We start from the raw sequence: 16854 nt of genomic DNA, 5'->3' as shown, positions 1-16854 counted from the left end.
CAATCAATGATAATATTTCGATCAATCAATCAGTAAAAATCCACACAAGTTGTTCTTCATAATCTCTTAATGATCTTCTTACTGGTTCGTCACCAGCAAGCTAGGTCGGCTATATTACTCTTAATCTCTTAAAAGTCAACAGGTAATTTCGATATTTTTAAAACTTATTTCCAAAACCAACTTCTTATCAAATCTATCACTTAAAGCAATCTACTCAATTCCAAGTAACTGTTTTTCAACAAGTTTCTATCTGCATCACCGCCGATGGATGTGCATTATAGACCATTTAATTACCTTGGCAACCCCTTTTTTAATATTACTGCAACAACAGTTCACTTTTTAATCAAAAATGATAAAAATAGTCATTTTTTATATAAACATGGCTGTAAAAGCATCAATTTATCTAAAATTTTCTCGTCTTGATTCTTTTCCTGCCATCTAAGTGGACGACAATCAATATATTCACAATATCCACCTTCACCTTGTAGACATTGTTCATTCCAACTTAATTGATATTGGAAGCTTCCAACATATCCAGCAGCTAATCCAAACTTGTAGTCGCCACGGCTTTGTGCATAAAGTTCAAAAATAATTTTTCCATTTTTCTTACATTGCCAAGAAAACTCTCTGGGCAAATACATCTCTTTACCATTCGGTGTTTTAACTTTTGGATAAACGCGATGGATATGTAAATTTACATCTTCAGTAAAGCTTTCAACAGGCTTACCAAATTCTTGAATATCTAATCTTGAACATAAAATGATATTCCACTGATTTCTTATTTGTGAAAATGTAAGCTGAGTCGTTTCATTTAAATTAATAATTTGGCATGTATAAAAACATAAAGACAAAAACGGTAAATGTAGAGCTCTTGCGTGTTTAAACCTTCCTAATCCTTCAACTTGATACTTTTGTCCTTTATAAAAAACTTCCCCTTCACATAAACATAGTGTTGACCAATAGTCAGAAATCCCCCACTGCAATGCAGAAGTATTAGAGATATTTTCTGAAATCTGAATAGTAAGATTACAGCCCATTTCTAGGTCTAATCGCTGAAGATGGATCTTTGGGATTTTCCACTCAATCAAATCTGTTTTATCAAACTGATATTGTTTTGAGTCAAACTGGCATTGCCGCCGAATAGAATAAGTTTTTAAATGTCCCACACTATGTTGGCTATTACTTACAAGTACAGTTGCAGTATCGATTGCCGAAGTCGTAATTGAGTGAGTGTTATAGCAAAGAGGAATGCGCGGCTGTCCAACCAGACTAATGTAATTAAAATAGCGCAGTGGAGCCGGTAGATTTGGAAGGATTAAACCTTGATAAACAATTTTAAAGAAGCCGCGAGAAGGTTGATAGACAACCCCCTCTTTGGCATTAAGGCCCAGCTGCTGTAATTGATTAATTTGATTCATCAACATAGGCATACCGAACCTCTTCTATTTTATGTTTTTATTGTTTCGTTACTCTTGCGTGCAAATAATGTCGTAACAAAACCAGATAGAGCATAGATTATTGAAACGGTCAAAATGCCCATTGGAATATTATAAGTGATTGCTGCAAAAATCAGTACTACTGGCAACATAACTACAAAAGGAACTCTTTTACGGTCCATTTGTTTGAAAGAGTAATATTTGATATTGGAGATCATGAGTAATCCCACAACAACCATAAGAACAGCATTAATGGTTTTAATCGCAATATCACGTAAATCAAAAATGAAAGGGTAATCGCGAGCGACCCATACAAGTGAAATAATGATAATGGCAGCAAGTGGACTTGCTATGCCAATAAAATAACGCTTATCAACTACACCAATTTGGACATTGAAGCGCGCTAAACGGAAAGCTGCGCAAGCTGTATAAACAAAACAACATGCGAGTCCAATACGTCCTAAATCATGCAAACTCCAGCTATACATCAGCATTGCAGGAGCTACACCAAAAGCTAACAAGTCGGAAAGAGAGTCATATTGTTCACCAAAAGCACTTTGTGCACCAATAGCTCGAGCAACTCGGCCATCTAAGCCATCGAGTAATGCTGCAATAAAAATGGCATAAATCGCTTGGGTAAACTCACCATTCATACTTGCAATGATGGAATAGAAACCAGACAACAAAGCGGCCGTCGTAATTAAGTTAGGCCAAAGATAAATTCCTCGGCGCTTCACTTTTTGTCCTTCCGGATTATCTTCTTCTTCAACCACTTCGAACGTAATCCCATCAAATGAATGTTCATTATGAGTTAAATCTTGCTCTGGTTTAGGCGCATTTGTCATTATTTTCTATTCCAAACATGTGCATTGATTTAAGTTAATTGTTACTCACCCACTAACCAGCGTACTGCCGCATGACCACCAATGTCTTGCATGCGTAAATGCGGGAATAGCCATTGTAAAGCTTGGTCAGCTTGTTCAGAGAACTGCCAAGGTGGGTTAATAACCAATAGACCACAACCATTTAAACCTACAGGTGTATCGTCTGGCCATACACAAATTTCACAGATTAATTGACGACGAATCCCCGTTTTAAACATTTTCTTTTCAAAACGCTCAATCATCGGTCGGTCTTTAATCGGATACCAAACTGCAAAAACACCTGTTGGCCATTTTTTATAAGCTTGTTGTAAAAGTTCAACTAATTGCGGAAAGTCTTTACGCTCTAATTCGTAAGGCGGGTCAATCATGACCAAACCACGTTTTTCTTTCGGTGGAATAACGCCGAGCAAGCCTTCGTATGCATCACGCTCATGTAAACCTGCACGTTTATCATAAATGTTATGTCGCAATTGCTCAAAAACATCGCGCTGCATTTCAAAAACGGTTGCTTTATCAATCTCACGCATACCTTGCAAAGCAAACCATGGTGATCCTGGATAACTTCCTTTACCTTCTTGAGAGCGTAGTTCTTCTACTAACTTCAAATATTGCTGGATTGCTTCAGGTGCCTGACGCTTTTCCATGTCAGATATCTGAACTAATCGATGAATGCCTGTAAGAAACTCTCCAGACTTTTGTGAAGGTGCCAGAGATAAATTATATTTTCCTGCACCTCCATGCGTATCGATATAACGATAAGGTTTATCTTTAGCATTTAAGCGGTTGAGAAGCTGTAGCAAAAGCACATGCTTCATAACATCTGCAAAGTTGCCCGCATGGAAATGGTGACGGTAATTCATGTTGACTTTAATTCCTCAATTCAACAAATAGTTTAACATGAAAAAAATATTCTTTCGTAAGGTTGTGATCATCTAAAATAAGGCTGCTTGATATTTTTACGATCTACTCGAGGTTATATGTTCTCTCACCTGCTTCCAGACTCATGGGATCTGGATCAAATTCTAGATGATTTAAATACGCATGGCTTTGCTATTGTTAATCAAGCTTATTCGGATCAATATCGCGCTCAAGTTGCCAAAGAGTGCTGTCATCATCTTGATGAATTTAGAGAAGCTGGTATTCAAAACGGCGTGGTGAGCAATATTCGTAGCGATCATATTCTCTGGATTAATGAGCAACTTCCTATTGCTCAACAGCATATTAAAACCTTAACTTCTTTTTCACAAAATCTAAATCAAGCATTTTATTTAGGAATCAAAGAGGTCGAAGCTCATTTTGCCCATTATAACTTGGGTGAGTTTTATGCTTTACACCGAGACAATCCTCAACAAAAAAATGATCGTATTATCTCAACCGTTTATTATTTACATCCAGAATGGCAAGAAAATTGGGGCGGTCAATTACGACTGCAAGATAAAAATGAGAAATGGCATATCGTTACCCCGGAACCCAATCGACTTGTGATATTTCAAAGTAATTTATTGCATGAAGTATTACCCTCTAAACAACAAAGGCTCTCCATCACAGCTTGGCTTCGTAGCGGAAATTCAATTTGGGTGTAAAGGCTACTCTTTAAATTTAGTAAATAAACCCGATATAAATGCTATTGAACAAGAAGGACTACGGCGTATGTCTATTGAAAGTAAAACGATTGTGAACAGAATTGGTGAAACAGATCAACTTTATTTGACTGAAAATACGCCTGAACTTGCTTTGGAGCGTGCCGATTTACGTTTGCAACTTGTAATATTAAGTCATGTTCGTTCAGAACAACTTCATTTTTTACAAGAAGCGATTGTTTTGCTTGAACAAGCTCGTATGGAATATGAAGAAATGCCATTGAGCTTATACCTTAATTTATCTTTACATTTAGCTAAGGCGTATATGCTTTATTTTGAATTAAATAAAGAAAAACGTTTTGCTCTAATTACTCAACAAATTTTGAAGCCATTAGCCCACTATGAACATGCAGATATATATTTCTTCTTGGCTTATGCGTCAGCTGCTCGACAAGAGTCAGCATTAACACGACATTGGTTAACTAAATATTTATCAACGAGTGCATGTGATCTTGAATTGCTTCATGGTCAACCTGCATTTGACCTTATACGTCATGAGCCATGGTATAAAGATCAATTAAAAATAAAGACACATTAAACACTTAATGGAATTAGGCCTGTTTTATACATTGAGTGTAAAACAGGCCTTTTTTTATGAGCTTATTTTTTCACACTGTCTTCATGTAGTTGTTCATTAAGCTCATCAATAACTACAATCCACTCATCATCTTTTTCCCAATGACTCTTTAAAAAATCACTTTGGCCTTTTGACCAAAAAGAGGCTTCATGTAATTTCTGTTCGGCTGGCAATTGGTGTGTTTTGATAAAGTTTTCGATACTTGCCTCATCTGAATCTAAACCCAGTTGATCAAATAAAAGCTCTAAAGTAGGTTGCTGTTCAAACATTGTTATTCTCCTATAACTTCTTTTAAATCATCTATTAATTAATCTAACAATAAAACGTTTTTACTTGCATGATAGTGTCTATATCTTCTTGTTGCTTTTTGTGTTTCATGTCAAATGATTAAATATAAAAAAGCACCCTAAAAAGAGTGCTTTTTTTAACTTATCAAAAAGATAAATTATTTCAACATATCAGCAATCGCTGCACGTTCTTCTTCAAGCTCATTTAACGTAAAGTTAATACGTTCACGGCTGAATTCATCAATTTCTAAACCTTGAACGATTTTATATTCACCATTCTCAGTTGTTACAGGGAAACCGAACATTACGCCTTCTGGAATACCATAAGAACCATCAGATGGAATACCCATAGTTACCCATTTGCCGTTTGTACCAAGTGCCCAGTCGCGCATATGGTCAATTGCAGCGTTAGCAGCAGAAGCAGCAGAAGACAAACCACGTGCTTCGATAATCGCAGCACCACGTTTACCAACAGTTGGAAGGAACACATCTTTGTTCCATGCCGCATCGTTGATTTTGTCTTTTAAGCTTTCACCATTTGCAGTTGCAAAACGGTAATCAGCATACATTGTTGGAGAATGGTTACCCCAAACAGTTAAGTGTTCGATATCAGCAACTGCAACACCAGCTTTTTGAGCAACTTGAGTCAACGCACGGTTGTGATCAAGACGCAACATAGCAGTGAAGTTTTTCGCTGGAAGGTCTGGAGCAGAGTTCATAGCGATGTAAGCGTTAGTGTTTGCAGGGTTACCTACAACTAATACTTTAACGTCACGACTAGCAACTTCGTTTAATGCTTGACCTTGACCGATGAAAATTTCACCGTTAACTTTTAACAAGTCAGCACGTTCCATACCAGGACCACGTGGACGAGAACCTACCAATAAAGCGTAGTCAGCATCTTTAAATGCAACTTTCGGATCATCAGTCCCGATCATGCCAGCCAATAAAGGGAAAGCACAGTCATCAAGTTCCATCATTACGCCTTTAAGCGCTTGTTGAGCTTTTTCAACTGGAACTTCAAGCAATTGTAAAATAACAGGTTGATCTTTACCTAACATTTCACCGCTTGCGATACGGAATAATAAGCTGTAACCAATTTGACCTGCAGCGCCAGTCACGGCAACACGAACGGGTTGCTTCATGTAATTGTCTCCAATGAATGTCCTTAATCTAGCTAAATAGGAATTCCATCTAACTAAATCATCATAAACGGCAAAGATTGTACTCTAAAGATGTGGCAGATGCATGTAAAAGCGACTCATTTTCACCAAAAGTCTGATAGAAAATACAAATTAATATTTACAAAAAGATTCAATGCATGGTCAGCATTTTTTACGAAATGATCATCTTCTTTAGTAACTACCTTTAATCGTGATTTCACCTGGGCAATTCGATACCACATGATTTGCACATTGTTTATATTGGCCTTTTACTGTGTAACACACCTTCACTTCCGTTAAAACAACATCTGAACGCGACAACTGACAAGTCAAACGAATGCCATTTTGCGGAAGGCTCGGATTAAGACGAGTAAATTGCTGTTTTAAGGCTGACTGTTGTATTTCAACATTCGTCGAACTTGTAAGGCTAGCTGGAATTTTTAAACGTTCAGCAAAGTTAATGACTGTCCGGAAATATTGACTGGCATTCATAGGAACGCACCCCCCTACACTTTTCCAAAGCTGTACACGCGCATTATTGTCAGGCATAACCCGAGCTACGACTTTAGCTTGTAATGGAGAAAGAGAGGCCGAACTTTCTGTTGAACAATCAGTTTGATTTGTTTCTGGCATCAGGCCTGTAATTGTCAATGAATATCCTTCAAGACATTTACGTTGTTTTTGTTTAGAGGGATCTAACGCACATGCGGCAGGTGTCATTTGTACATGCATAACATACCCCTGTAAATTAACAGGTTCGGCATGCAAAACGGAACTCATCAATCCTACCCCTGCACAGATAAGCCACCATGCAAGTTGCAAAATTGAACGAAGTTCCAAATATCTATATTTCATTTAATTAAAACTTGAATATGCCAATTAAAAGAAGATCCATCATCAACCACCTAAACTTAAGGCGATGTACGCATTGGAATGACTTTCATACGTTGTGATAACGATTGAGCCCCTTGCCCCAATATTACACCGTAATGTGTTGCATTCGTCATAACATGCTTGACATAGTCTCTGGTTTCTAACAATGGAATTGTCTCTGTATATTGGTCAGCCGGAATTGATTGATAGTCCGGTTGCCAACGTCTTGCCCGATTAGGCCCAGCATTATAACCTGCCGTTGCCAAAACTGGATTATTGCTTAATTGTCCCTGAATCATCGACAAATAAAATGTACCATATCGAATATTGGTATTCATTTCATTTAATGCCGCTGGATTATAGGTTTCACCCATTTGACGTGCAATCAACTTCGCCGTATCAGGCATAATTTGCATAAGCCCACCCGCTCCAACATGAGAACGCGCGGAGGTAACAAATCGGCTTTCTTGTCGCATTAAACCATACGCCCACGCTGGATCAATTCCTGCATTGTAACTATGACTTACAACATTAGTCTTATGCGGCGTCACATAGCGATACGTATCATTATGTTTATTTGTTGTACGATCTGCTGCATAAATTGCACGGTCATACCACCCCATGTCATGAGCACGCTTTGCCGCAGCTAACAACACACCATCATCATGTTGAAGATAAGCTTGTCGAACTGCCCAGTTCCATTCTCGGTTAGTATAGGTTGGATTTGCATTAATACGTCTTAAAGTAAAAGCACGATTAAAGTGAACATTCTGATCTAAACGTCTTAAATCACTTGAAGTGGGCTGATCATCGTAAGGCTGATGATTATAACGTTCACCCAAACGATCTTTTGCTAAAAGGTTGTGATAGTCATCACCACTTTCAGCCAATTTTTTATAAATACGTTGTGCAGTATTTTTCGAACCACTATCACTGCGCTGCTCAGTTGCACGAGCGAGCCAATATTGCCAGCGATCTTCTTGTTTTTGTGTCACGGTCATAGCATCAATGGCACGGATTAAACTTTCCCACGCACCAAATCGAATTGCCTGACGCGCATAAATTTCAGCTTCTTCTGGACTTAGAGGATAACCATAACTTGCATCAAAATATTGAAGAACTTCACGATTGAAATTATTTTTCATGACCGTGGTGCCACCAATATAAGCCACGGTTCGATATAAATACTTTTGTATATTCTCTGGTGTACCTTGAGCGACACGTTGGACATTCGCAAAAGCGTTGCTTAAGTCATTATTAGCCAAACGACCTAATGCAAAAATCAAATAAGCATAGTCTGTATCATTTGTTTTAGGTGCAGTCCACAAATAATTGAGTGGATTAGCCTGAATTTGATTGAGCTGAGCCAAAGACAAATTCATACCCAAAGTCTGTGCAGTTGCCAAAGCTTGTCCTGTTAAGCCAGAACGTAATTGCACCCAAAGACGCTGTTGTTTATCTTGTGCACTCATTAACGGACTAGACAACATCATGCGTCCTAATCCGATACAAGATTCTGGTTGTGACTCGGTTGCAAGCCACACATCTTTATATTCAGCAAAAACTAATGCATCACCAGTTCTTGCTCTCACCTGTGCCAATGCGCAATTTTCGGCCTGATCTGGGTTAGTTACATAAGATAGTAAAGGTTGTGCAGATGCGAAGTCAGCTTGTTTAACTTTTTCTTCAACATAATCGGCTGCTAATTTCTCAGCCATTGCTGATTGAGGGTAACGTTGAGCAAAACTTACAATCGAAGCTGAAGGTTGAAAGCCAAGATTGGTATTAAGTTTCCAATATTCCGGATAGTACCCTAATACATCATTTTGCATGGCAAGCTGATATTGGTCTAATAGTGCGGTATTGCCACTATTTGCAGCGTTCAATGCATCATTAAACTGCTCTTCGGCAGCATAGGTAAATGAACAACCAAGTAAACACATAGCTCCTAACCAGCTACGATGCATATATTTATTTTTCATTACATGACTATGGATGGATGAGCTCTTTCTACTTGGTCTCATAAATGTGTTAAACCCTGACTATTCACCTTCAGAGCATAGTTTAATTAGTCTTCATGCTTTCTTTTGTTGTGTTATGTAACTCTCTGATTCAACATCATTAAAATTTACGTAATTTACTTCAAAAAAACCGTGTCATGTTCTGAAGGTTTACTGTTATCGGTTCGGTCCAAATACTGCTATAATGAATGGTTTGACCCATTTTGGGCAAATTTATTCTTTTTTAGATCGATCTGTTAGGAGCCTGCATGACGGTTCAAACCTTCATTCCCAATGGTGCCAAAGCTGCCTCAGAAAACACTGTTACCCAGCCAACGCACACCACTGATGTTTCAATAAAAAAACTTTATATTGAAACTCAAGGGTGTCAGATGAATGAGTATGACAGTCACCGTATGGCAGACCTTTTAGGGGACTCTCACGGTTACATTTTAACGAGCAACCCTACTGAAGCAGACATCCTGCTCATGAATACGTGCTCTATTCGTGAAAAAGCACAGGAAAAAGTATTTAGTGAATTAGGGCGCTGGCGCAAACTAAAAGACAAAAATCCTGATCTTGTGATTGGTGTCGGTGGATGTGTTGCCTCTCAAGAAGGTGACAATATTCAAAAACGTGCGCCTTATGTCGACATGATTTTTGGCCCTCAAACATTACACCGTTTACCGCAAATGCTTGATCAACATAATGCTCAAGTAGAAAAACCCAAAAAAGATAAAATCAAACTGATTGATATTTCTTTCCCAGACATTGAAAAGTTCGACTTTTTGCCAGAACCACGTGTAGAAGGCTTTAAAGCATTTGTTTCTATTATGGAAGGCTGTTCTAAATACTGTTCTTTCTGTGTAGTTCCATATACACGCGGTGAAGAAGTTTCTCGACCTTTAGATGATGTACTTGCAGAAATTGCAGGGCTTGCTGAAAAAGGTGTCCGTGAAATTTCACTTCTTGGTCAAAATGTAAATGGTTACCGCGGTGAAACCTTTGAAGGTGGCATCTGTACATTCCCTGAATTGTTACGACTCGTTGCAGAAATTCCGGGTATTGGACGCTTACGCTATACAACATCGCACCCACTTGAGTTCTCTGATGAGCTTATTCAGTGTTATGAAGATTTACCTCAAATGGTGTCACATTTACACTTGCCGGTACAAAGTGGTTCGAATGATGTTTTAAAGGCAATGAAGCGAAATCACACGATTGATGTCTATATTGATAAAATTGCGAAGCTACGCAAAATTCGTCCAGATATGCATTTATCAAGTGACTTTATTATTGGCTTCCCAGGTGAAACCGATGAAAATTTCGCAGAAACATTGCAATTTATCAAAGACTTAGACTTTGATCACTCCTATAGTTTTGTTTATTCAAAACGCCCTGGTACGCCAGCATCAGACTTGCCAGACACCACACCTGAGCAAGTTAAAAAAGAACGTTTAGCTCAAGTTCAAAAAGTAATTAAACAGTCTAGTATTGAAAAAACAGATGCCATGTTAGGCAAAATTGAACGTGTACTTATTGAAAAAGTATCTGATCAAGACCCTAATATTTTAATTGGTACTGCTGACAATACACGTCTAGTCACTTTTGTGGGTGATGCAACTTGGGTTGGCCGTTTTGCAGAGATCGAGATTACTGAAATTAAAACTTTAAATTTTGTTTACGGTGAACTCTTGAATCTTGAACCTGACGTGGCGTAATGTAGAGGTATTCTAAAGTCTACTGAAAGGTTTTCTCTTGACTGCAGCGATTCGACGTACCGTAACATTTCCTGAAATTTCAATGGAACGTTTAAAGAGCATTCTAGGTGCCTATAATGGGCACCTGAAGCAAATTGAACAGCGTTTAGATGTCAAAATTACTCATCGTGGAGATGTTTTTCACATAGATGGTGAAATAGATGCTGTTGGGAGAGCCGAAGCTTTATTGCAACGACTCTACGAAGAGTCCGAAGTATCCCAGCAAATCAGTGCCGATCTATTACACCTCCTCATTCAGTCTTCACAAACTGAACGCAATTTTGAGTTGGTTGGTGATGAAATGGATGAGCATGATGCGCCGCTTGATGTCTATTTCCAGACCCGAAAAGGCCGCATTAATCCACGTGGTGCCAATCAAAAACGTTATGTACAACGTATTTTACAAAGCGATATTTCTTTTGGTGTAGGCCCTGCGGGTACAGGTAAAACCTATTTAGCAGTTGCCGCCGCCGTAGATATGCTAGAACGTAACGAAATCCAGCGGATTTTACTTGTACGTCCTGCTGTAGAAGCTGGAGAAAAGCTGGGTTTCTTACCTGGTGATTTAACCCAGAAAATTGACCCATACTTACGCCCTCTTTACGATGCCCTTTACGAAATGCTTGGCTTTGAAAAAGTTGCCAAGTTAATCGAGCGTCAAGTAATTGAAGTTGCGCCTCTTGCATATATGCGTGGTCGTACACTTAACCATTCATTTGTCATTTTGGATGAAGCTCAAAACACAACACCTGAACAAATGAAAATGTTCTTGACCCGTTTAGGTTTTGGCTCTCGTGCAGTCATTACAGGTGACATTACTCAAGTCGATTTACCTAAAGGTCAACAATCTGGTTTGGCACACGCTCTTCGCGTACTCGAAAATATTACCGAAATTCATATTACCCGTTTCCATTCCCGCGATGTTGTACGTCATCAACTGGTTCAAAAAATTGTTGAAGCGTATGAAGGTTGGGATGGAGAACAACATCGTCTTAATGCTGAAGCTCGTGCTGAACGCAAAGCACGTCAAGAAGCATTAGTCGCTGAGAACGATACAGCAGCAGACTTGCAACATCAGGATGCCTAGGGTTTGTTGAATATTCAAAATTGGATTGCGTTGTCGGCTAAAATTGAGCAGGCAAGGCATGAAATGTAGGGAATGGCGAGCCCCCTTTCCAAGTTTCATAACGTAGTCTGAGATAATTTTAGCCACAACCCTTCGGGACAAGAGTGTTTCTTGCTGCTACGTCGTTGTGAACTATTCATTTAGAATAACTAAATTTCATAGTCCACGCCTAGTATCATCTAAAAAACACTCGATGTCGCAATCATCTGTGAATGTTCAACAGACCCTAAGGATTCATTTTGAAAATCAGTTTAAGTTTACAGCAAGACCTTCAATTACCTGAGTTAGAGCTCAAACGAGCTCAACTCAAAAAAATTATTGAGACAACTTTACGCCACGTTGGTTATAAAGAAGATTGCGAAATTGGCGTTGCTTGTGTCGATTTAGCAGAAAGCCAACAACTTAATCTGCAATATCGAGAGAAAGATAAACCGACCAATGTTTTATCTTTTCCAAGTGATATTCCCGAAGAAGTTTTACCAATGCTTGATGCCTTTCCTCTGGGTGACTTAGTCATTTGTATTCCAGTTGTATTGCAAGAAGCAATTGAACAAAAGAAAACAGCTCAAGAACACTTTGCACATCTATTAGTACACGGTGTTTTGCATTTACTCGGTTATGACCACGAAACGAGTGACGAAGAAGCTGAAGAAATGGAAGGGCTTGAAGTTGAAATTCTAGCAAAGCTGAATATAGACAATCCCTACCAAGAACAGATCTAACCACTTCTAATTAGATGAAAAATATCGTCTACCTTCAAGTGAGATTTTGTCTAATTAACTCAAATCAATGTGGATAAGCTAAAACTTATCCACATTTTTTATTAATGCACTTCAAATTCTGCTTGAGCCGGATCAAAACGCCAAGTACGCACAATACGTAATTCAGAAATATCTTTCATATTGGTATCAAAATGTCCAAATGGTGCGCCACGACGTACTGAAGATTTTGCAGCTTCATCCAATACCGAATACCCCGAACTCTCAAGTAACCGGATTGCGCGAATTCCACCTTGAGCATTTAAAATAACCATTAAACGAACTTCGCCTTTCAACTGTTGCAATTTGGCTTCTTCTGGATAATAGCGATTACCATACAATTCCACTTTTTCACGGAACTTATCTAAATAAGCAGCCGAGGCATCTTTCTTCGCCTGAATTCCATCTACTGTTTTTATTTTTTGCTGGCGGCTGAAATCTTGTCTACGTTGCAAATATTGTGCTTCAAGGCTCGCAACCATCGCAGCTTTTGCCTGAAATTGACTTTGTAATTGTTCTAATTGTTTTTTTCTTTGACTTGCATCAGCTTGTTTTTGCCAACTCAAAATAGTCATTAAGACTTTTTCTTCAAATTTAAGCTCTCTTTGTTGCTGAACCTTTTGCAAACTTTCTAACTGTGCATCTCCAGTTGAAGTATCATTAGGCATAGGATTTGGTGTATCGCTAGAGGTGCGGTGGGCTTCACGAAATGTGCCCGAACCTTGCTGGTCCGCTTGTGCCAAAAAGTCTGCCTGCTGAACCGGCTCATTGCTTGATCGAATTGAAATTGCAATCTCTTTAGTCGATTGCTCTGATGGGCTAGGCATCGCAAAATGAATGAGCAACACAAAAATATGCAGTAAGATTGCCAATATTGTCGCAGCAATAAAGACTCGATCTTGCCACCAATGGTAAAAAGGCTCTATGGATAGACTTCGTTTATTCAACATAATTTTAAAAGCATATACATGCCTTTTCCCCACGGTTTAATACCGAATAAAATATAAACTAATATTCAAATTTGGATAAAAGTGTGATTCACTTCAAATATCGAGTTTTATCCATTTTCATTTTGTCAAAATGTATCAATTAAATTTGTTACACTGCAATATCAAAACTCGTTTTTTATCATAATAAAGATTGTGTTGGTTCTTAAGTAAATTATCTTCTGGAAGTTCTTTTATGCAAACGCTATTTTCCTCATTAGTCAGACGCCTTCAAAAAGTCTACCAAAAAGCTGAAGCATTCATTGAAGAAGAAAGAGATTTTACGCTATCACAAACCTTTCTGAATGCGACTTTACAACGTTATGTCACCAATAATGTTGAGTTTTTAGATGACCTCCATGCTGATCTTTATCATGACTGGTTAAGGTTATATGCAACCATGCATGTAAAAGGCCTAGAGACGACATTATCTGTTGATTTAAAACTGATTCAGATGGAATTTAACAAAGAACAACAGCTTTTGGTTTTTGAACAAATTAGTAATACACAAATTATTGAAGCTAAATATAAAAACATTTGGCAAAAGATTGCCGTAAAAGCTGCAGTTTTTTATTACCATAAAATTTTGAAAAAAGATCCCTTGGGAATGATTCTTGAACGTTTTAATGTTGCTGAAGAACGTGATGAACTCATATTTCTTGACCTCAATCGCTGGTTTGGTAAAAAGGCCAGTATCATCGAGACACTAGGTAAAGTGCATGTAAATTACGCACGAGTTCGTGAGGCTGAGTTAGTCGTATTTGGAAATGTTAATTTAGCCGCCCTGCTTTACCGTGATCAGGACGATGATTTTGAAGATGAATTAGTAGATTCTGAAGTCACGCCAATCCAACAAAAAGATGTATAGCGCTGTGATGAATAAAAATGAATTAACTGCCAAAAAACACAAATAGATTACACATTTAGCATAAATTCTGATTTTTTCTCCATGATCAACAGGCATAATATGTTCAAGTTATAGATGCATCAGCACTGACTTTTCAGTCTGTACAAGGATATTTACTTATGGCAACAAAATTTCTGAAATCGTTTGGCATCGCAACAGGTATTTCAACAACTTTGCTTTTCGCAGGTTTCTCAAGCCATGCACTTGCCATGAGCCCATTTCAGGCAAATTATCAGTTTATTTATAATAATAAAGGTATGGGTTCGGCGACACGTGCCTTAAGCCAGCAAGGTAATAATTGGACTTATAAATTTACTGCAAAAGCAGGTGGAATTGCTTCTGCAAGTGAAACCAGTAAATTTAGTTTTGCTAATGGTAAAATTGGTTCTCAAAGTTTTAGCCGTACCAGCAAAATTTTGATTCATAACAACACTATGAATATTAACTTTAATCCAAACAGCAAAACTATTTCTACCAAGAAAGATGACAAAGCTCGTTCATTTGCTTGGCAGGCCGGCGTTCTTGATGAGTTAAATGCAGAATTACAAGTTCGTGAAGATTTAAAAAATGGTTCACTTAAAACCTCTTATCTACTTGCCGATGCAAAAGAAGTTGAAAATCGTCGCTTTGTAAAACAAGGTAATGAAAAAATTAAAACCTCTTATGGAACATTCGATACCATTAAAGTCGTTTTACAACACAACAAACCTGAACGCAGTACAATCTTTTGGTTAGCCCCAAAACTAGATTATTTACCAGTTAAAGTCAGCCATATTGATGGTAAAACTTCTTATGGCTTGTTATTAACAAGTTATACAGGTAAGACGAATTAAAGCTTGCATTTTTTCGGATGCTTTTTAAAATACGCATTTGCTTTAAAAAGCATCCGTCTAGAGGATTCTCCCGTGCACGCACTAGAACAGAAAATCTTAACAGAAGGTATCGTTCTATCTGATCAAGTCTTGAAAGTCGACGCTTTCTTAAACCACCAAATTGATCCTGTACTCATGCAGCAGATTGGTAAAGAATTTGCCGCTCGCTTTAAAGATGCAGGGATTACCAAGATTATTACCATTGAAGCATCAGGTATTGCACCTGCAATCATGGCAGGTTTAGAACTTGGTGTACCTGTAATTTTCGCTCGTAAATATCAGTCATTGACATTAAAAGATGACTTATATCGCTCTAAGGTGTTTAGTTTTACTAAACAGACTGAAAGTACGATTGCGATTTCAAACAAACACCTTCATTCAACTGATAAAGCATTAGTTATTGATGACTTCTTGGCGAATGGTCAAGCAGCATTAGGACTAATTGATTTAATTCACCAAGCCAATGCAGAAGTTGTTGGCGTAGGTATTGTGATCGAAAAATCATTCCAACCGGGCCGTGATTTATTGCTTGAAAAAGGCTATCGTGTTGAATCATTAGCACGCGTTCATTCTCTTACAGATGGCAAAGTTATCTTTGTAAAAGAATAAGATTTATAAATAAAAAAGAGCGAATATCCGCTCTTTTTTTATTTATTTTAAAGTACAGCTGAAAGCTTCTTAACAACCTCACCTAGGCGTTTACCTTGCGCTTCACACAAAATCTTTTCATCCTGACTTAAGTTCTGGTCATGGCGGGGTCCGCTTACATGACTTGCCCCATACGGTGTTCCACCTGTTTTAGTATTAGATAAAGCTGGAATTGCATTTGGTAATCCCAGAATCATCATGCCGTGATGAAATAACGGCGGTAACATCGTGAGTAAAGTACTCTCCTGCCCACCATGCATCGATCCAGAAGAAGTAAAAACACAAGCAGGTTTATTATGTAATGCTCCATTGAGCCAAAGACTAGTCGTTTGGTCCCAAAAATATTTCATTTCACTTGCCATATTACCGAAGCGAGTTGGGGAACCTAATGCCAGACCCGCACAATTCGCTAGATCATCTAACGTACAGTAGATATCGCCTTCTGCCGGAATGCTTGGTTCAGCGATTGTGACGACTGGAGCAATATTTGGCACTGTCCGAATTTTCACTGACATACCCGCAGACTCAACACCATTGGCAATTAAATGTGCCATTTCTTTTGTAGAGCCATATTTACTGTAATAGAGTACAAGAATGTAAGGTTGCATCGGTTTCATAAATTTTGTTAAAAAGAACACTATACGGTATTTTTTATTTTTTTGGCGAAACCAATCTTATGAAATTCTAGAGGTGATTGATTACGTAGCATGAAAGGTAACACGAGCAAATTTCTCAAATTCGTTGAGTAAAAGATTCACCGACTTTTGATGAATCTATGCCCAAACAACAGAAAGCCAACTTTTTTAAAAAGATTAGGGCTACAATTTTTTCTATAGCGCATAGTAAACTTACAGAACGACTTTAATTCTATAAGTTATTCTTTTGCTTTAATCTACGATTTGAGTTCTTAAGCTCATACTTTGATAAGCTATTAATC

16 protein-coding genes and 1 pseudogene are annotated in these 16854 nt (G+C 38.1%); 8 read left to right on the top strand and 9 right to left on the bottom strand.

All coding sequences use genetic code 11. The annotated features are described in order from the left end of the window. Nucleotides 1-343: 343 nt before the first annotated feature. The 3 genes and pseudogenes from KTH84_RS13485 to KTH84_RS13475 form a co-directional block, all read right to left on the bottom strand. Nucleotides 344-1430: pseudogene (locus tag KTH84_RS13485) on the bottom strand (DUF6670 family protein). A 17-nt stretch (nucleotides 1431-1447) separates the two neighbouring features. Then, nucleotides 1448-2281, bottom strand: a complete 834-nt coding sequence (pssA, locus tag KTH84_RS13480) for a CDP-diacylglycerol--serine O-phosphatidyltransferase (RefSeq protein WP_133971690.1) — start codon at nucleotides 2279-2281, stop codon at nucleotides 1448-1450. A 41-nt stretch (nucleotides 2282-2322) separates the two neighbouring features. Then, nucleotides 2323-3180, bottom strand: coding sequence for a 23S rRNA (adenine(2030)-N(6))-methyltransferase RlmJ (locus tag KTH84_RS13475; RefSeq protein WP_075431058.1), 858 nt, complete (start codon nucleotides 3178-3180; stop codon nucleotides 2323-2325). A gap of 117 nt (nucleotides 3181-3297) precedes the next feature. Here KTH84_RS13475 and KTH84_RS13470 point away from each other — a divergent pair, with 117 nt between their 5' ends. Beyond that, nucleotides 3298-3903 (top strand): 2OG-Fe(II) oxygenase, encoded by a 606-nt coding sequence (locus KTH84_RS13470; RefSeq protein ID WP_262473563.1) that lies wholly within the window; start codon nucleotides 3298-3300, stop codon nucleotides 3901-3903. A 67-nt stretch (nucleotides 3904-3970) separates the two neighbouring features. Then, nucleotides 3971-4498: a hypothetical protein gene (locus tag KTH84_RS13465; RefSeq protein WP_042895112.1), complete on the top strand. Its 528-nt coding sequence runs from the start codon at nucleotides 3971-3973 to the stop codon at nucleotides 4496-4498. 62 nt (nucleotides 4499-4560) lie between these two features. Here the strand turns inward: KTH84_RS13465 and KTH84_RS13460 are convergent, their stop codons facing one another. The 4 genes from KTH84_RS13460 to KTH84_RS13445 form a co-directional block, all read right to left on the bottom strand. Next, complete coding sequence (locus KTH84_RS13460) at nucleotides 4561-4806, bottom strand: DUF2789 family protein (RefSeq protein ID WP_002119522.1); 246 nt, start codon at nucleotides 4804-4806, stop codon at nucleotides 4561-4563. A gap of 176 nt (nucleotides 4807-4982) precedes the next feature. Next, nucleotides 4983-5969: a malate dehydrogenase gene (locus KTH84_RS13455; RefSeq protein ID WP_003653591.1), complete on the bottom strand. Its 987-nt coding sequence runs from the start codon at nucleotides 5967-5969 to the stop codon at nucleotides 4983-4985. Between the two features lie 210 nt (nucleotides 5970-6179). Beyond that, nucleotides 6180-6842 (bottom strand): ribonuclease T2 family protein, encoded by a 663-nt coding sequence (locus tag KTH84_RS13450; RefSeq protein ID WP_042895121.1) that lies wholly within the window; start codon nucleotides 6840-6842, stop codon nucleotides 6180-6182. Nucleotides 6843-6898: 56 nt separating this feature from the next. Further along, on the bottom strand, nucleotides 6899-8842 hold the full coding sequence (locus KTH84_RS13445) for a lytic transglycosylase domain-containing protein (RefSeq protein WP_262473560.1): 1944 nt from the start codon (nucleotides 8840-8842) through the stop codon (nucleotides 6899-6901). 287 nt (nucleotides 8843-9129) lie between these two features. Between KTH84_RS13445 and miaB the strand changes: the two genes are divergently transcribed. The 3 genes from miaB (at nucleotide 9130) to ybeY (ending at nucleotide 12468) form a co-directional block, all read left to right on the top strand. Continuing rightward, complete coding sequence (gene miaB / locus KTH84_RS13440; RefSeq protein WP_262473559.1) at nucleotides 9130-10581, top strand: tRNA (N6-isopentenyl adenosine(37)-C2)-methylthiotransferase MiaB; 1452 nt, start codon at nucleotides 9130-9132, stop codon at nucleotides 10579-10581. A 37-nt stretch (nucleotides 10582-10618) separates the two neighbouring features. Continuing rightward, nucleotides 10619-11707, top strand: coding sequence for a PhoH family protein (locus KTH84_RS13435; protein ID WP_016140133.1), 1089 nt, complete (start codon nucleotides 10619-10621; stop codon nucleotides 11705-11707). Nucleotides 11708-11985: 278 nt separating this feature from the next. Then, nucleotides 11986-12468: an rRNA maturation RNase YbeY gene (ybeY, locus tag KTH84_RS13430; RefSeq protein ID WP_133971680.1), complete on the top strand. Its 483-nt coding sequence runs from the start codon at nucleotides 11986-11988 to the stop codon at nucleotides 12466-12468. Between the two features lie 101 nt (nucleotides 12469-12569). On the opposite strand, the gene KTH84_RS13425 is transcribed toward ybeY, so the two are convergent. Beyond that, complete coding sequence (locus tag KTH84_RS13425) at nucleotides 12570-13454, bottom strand: energy transducer TonB (RefSeq protein ID WP_262473556.1); 885 nt, start codon at nucleotides 13452-13454, stop codon at nucleotides 12570-12572. Between the two features lie 232 nt (nucleotides 13455-13686). On the opposite strand from KTH84_RS13425, the gene KTH84_RS13420 reads away from it, so the two are divergent. The 3 genes from KTH84_RS13420 (at nucleotide 13687) to KTH84_RS13410 (ending at nucleotide 15878) form a co-directional block, all read left to right on the top strand. Further along, complete coding sequence (locus KTH84_RS13420) at nucleotides 13687-14358, top strand: hypothetical protein (RefSeq protein WP_262473554.1); 672 nt, start codon at nucleotides 13687-13689, stop codon at nucleotides 14356-14358. Between the two features lie 158 nt (nucleotides 14359-14516). Further along, a complete protein-coding gene (locus tag KTH84_RS13415; RefSeq protein WP_262473553.1) occupies nucleotides 14517-15230 on the top strand; it encodes a DUF3108 domain-containing protein in 714 nt (237 codons plus the stop codon). A 72-nt stretch (nucleotides 15231-15302) separates the two neighbouring features. Beyond that, nucleotides 15303-15878: a xanthine phosphoribosyltransferase gene (locus KTH84_RS13410; RefSeq protein ID WP_042895139.1), complete on the top strand. Its 576-nt coding sequence runs from the start codon at nucleotides 15303-15305 to the stop codon at nucleotides 15876-15878. Between the two features lie 47 nt (nucleotides 15879-15925). Here the strand turns inward: KTH84_RS13410 and wrbA are convergent, their stop codons facing one another. Continuing rightward, nucleotides 15926-16534 (bottom strand): NAD(P)H:quinone oxidoreductase, encoded by a 609-nt coding sequence (gene wrbA, locus KTH84_RS13405; protein WP_197730971.1) that lies wholly within the window; start codon nucleotides 16532-16534, stop codon nucleotides 15926-15928. Nucleotides 16535-16854: the final 320 nt, after the last annotated feature.

It is taken from the genome of Acinetobacter sp. WU_MDCI_Abxb74 (genome assembly GCF_025513915.1).
Taxonomy (GTDB): Bacteria; Pseudomonadota; Gammaproteobacteria; order Pseudomonadales; family Moraxellaceae; genus Acinetobacter; species Acinetobacter calcoaceticus_C.
This window is presented reverse-complemented; position numbering and strand designations above follow the sequence as displayed.

Coding starts and splice junctions, on each gene's coding strand:
- miaB (WP_262473559.1), top strand. CDS start 9,130: ATGACGGTTCAAACCTTCATTCCCAATGGTGCCAAAGCTGCCTCAGAA.
- wrbA (WP_197730971.1), bottom strand. CDS start 16,534: ATGAAACCGATGCAACCTTACATTCTTGTACTCTATTACAGTAAATAT.
- KTH84_RS13415 (WP_262473553.1), top strand. CDS start 14,517: ATGGCAACAAAATTTCTGAAATCGTTTGGCATCGCAACAGGTATTTCA.
- pssA (WP_133971690.1), bottom strand. CDS start 2,281: ATGACAAATGCGCCTAAACCAGAGCAAGATTTAACTCATAATGAACAT.
- KTH84_RS13465 (WP_042895112.1), top strand. CDS start 3,971: ATGTCTATTGAAAGTAAAACGATTGTGAACAGAATTGGTGAAACAGAT.
- KTH84_RS13455 (WP_003653591.1), bottom strand. CDS start 5,969: ATGAAGCAACCCGTTCGTGTTGCCGTGACTGGCGCTGCAGGTCAAATT.
- KTH84_RS13420 (WP_262473554.1), top strand. CDS start 13,687: ATGCAAACGCTATTTTCCTCATTAGTCAGACGCCTTCAAAAAGTCTAC.
- KTH84_RS13425 (WP_262473556.1), bottom strand. CDS start 13,454: ATGTTGAATAAACGAAGTCTATCCATAGAGCCTTTTTACCATTGGTGG.
- KTH84_RS13475 (WP_075431058.1), bottom strand. CDS start 3,180: ATGAATTACCGTCACCATTTCCATGCGGGCAACTTTGCAGATGTTATG.
- KTH84_RS13450 (WP_042895121.1), bottom strand. CDS start 6,842: ATGAAATATAGATATTTGGAACTTCGTTCAATTTTGCAACTTGCATGG.
- KTH84_RS13445 (WP_262473560.1), bottom strand. CDS start 8,842: ATGAAAAATAAATATATGCATCGTAGCTGGTTAGGAGCTATGTGTTTA.
- KTH84_RS13460 (WP_002119522.1), bottom strand. CDS start 4,806: ATGTTTGAACAGCAACCTACTTTAGAGCTTTTATTTGATCAACTGGGT.
- KTH84_RS13470 (WP_262473563.1), top strand. CDS start 3,298: ATGTTCTCTCACCTGCTTCCAGACTCATGGGATCTGGATCAAATTCTA.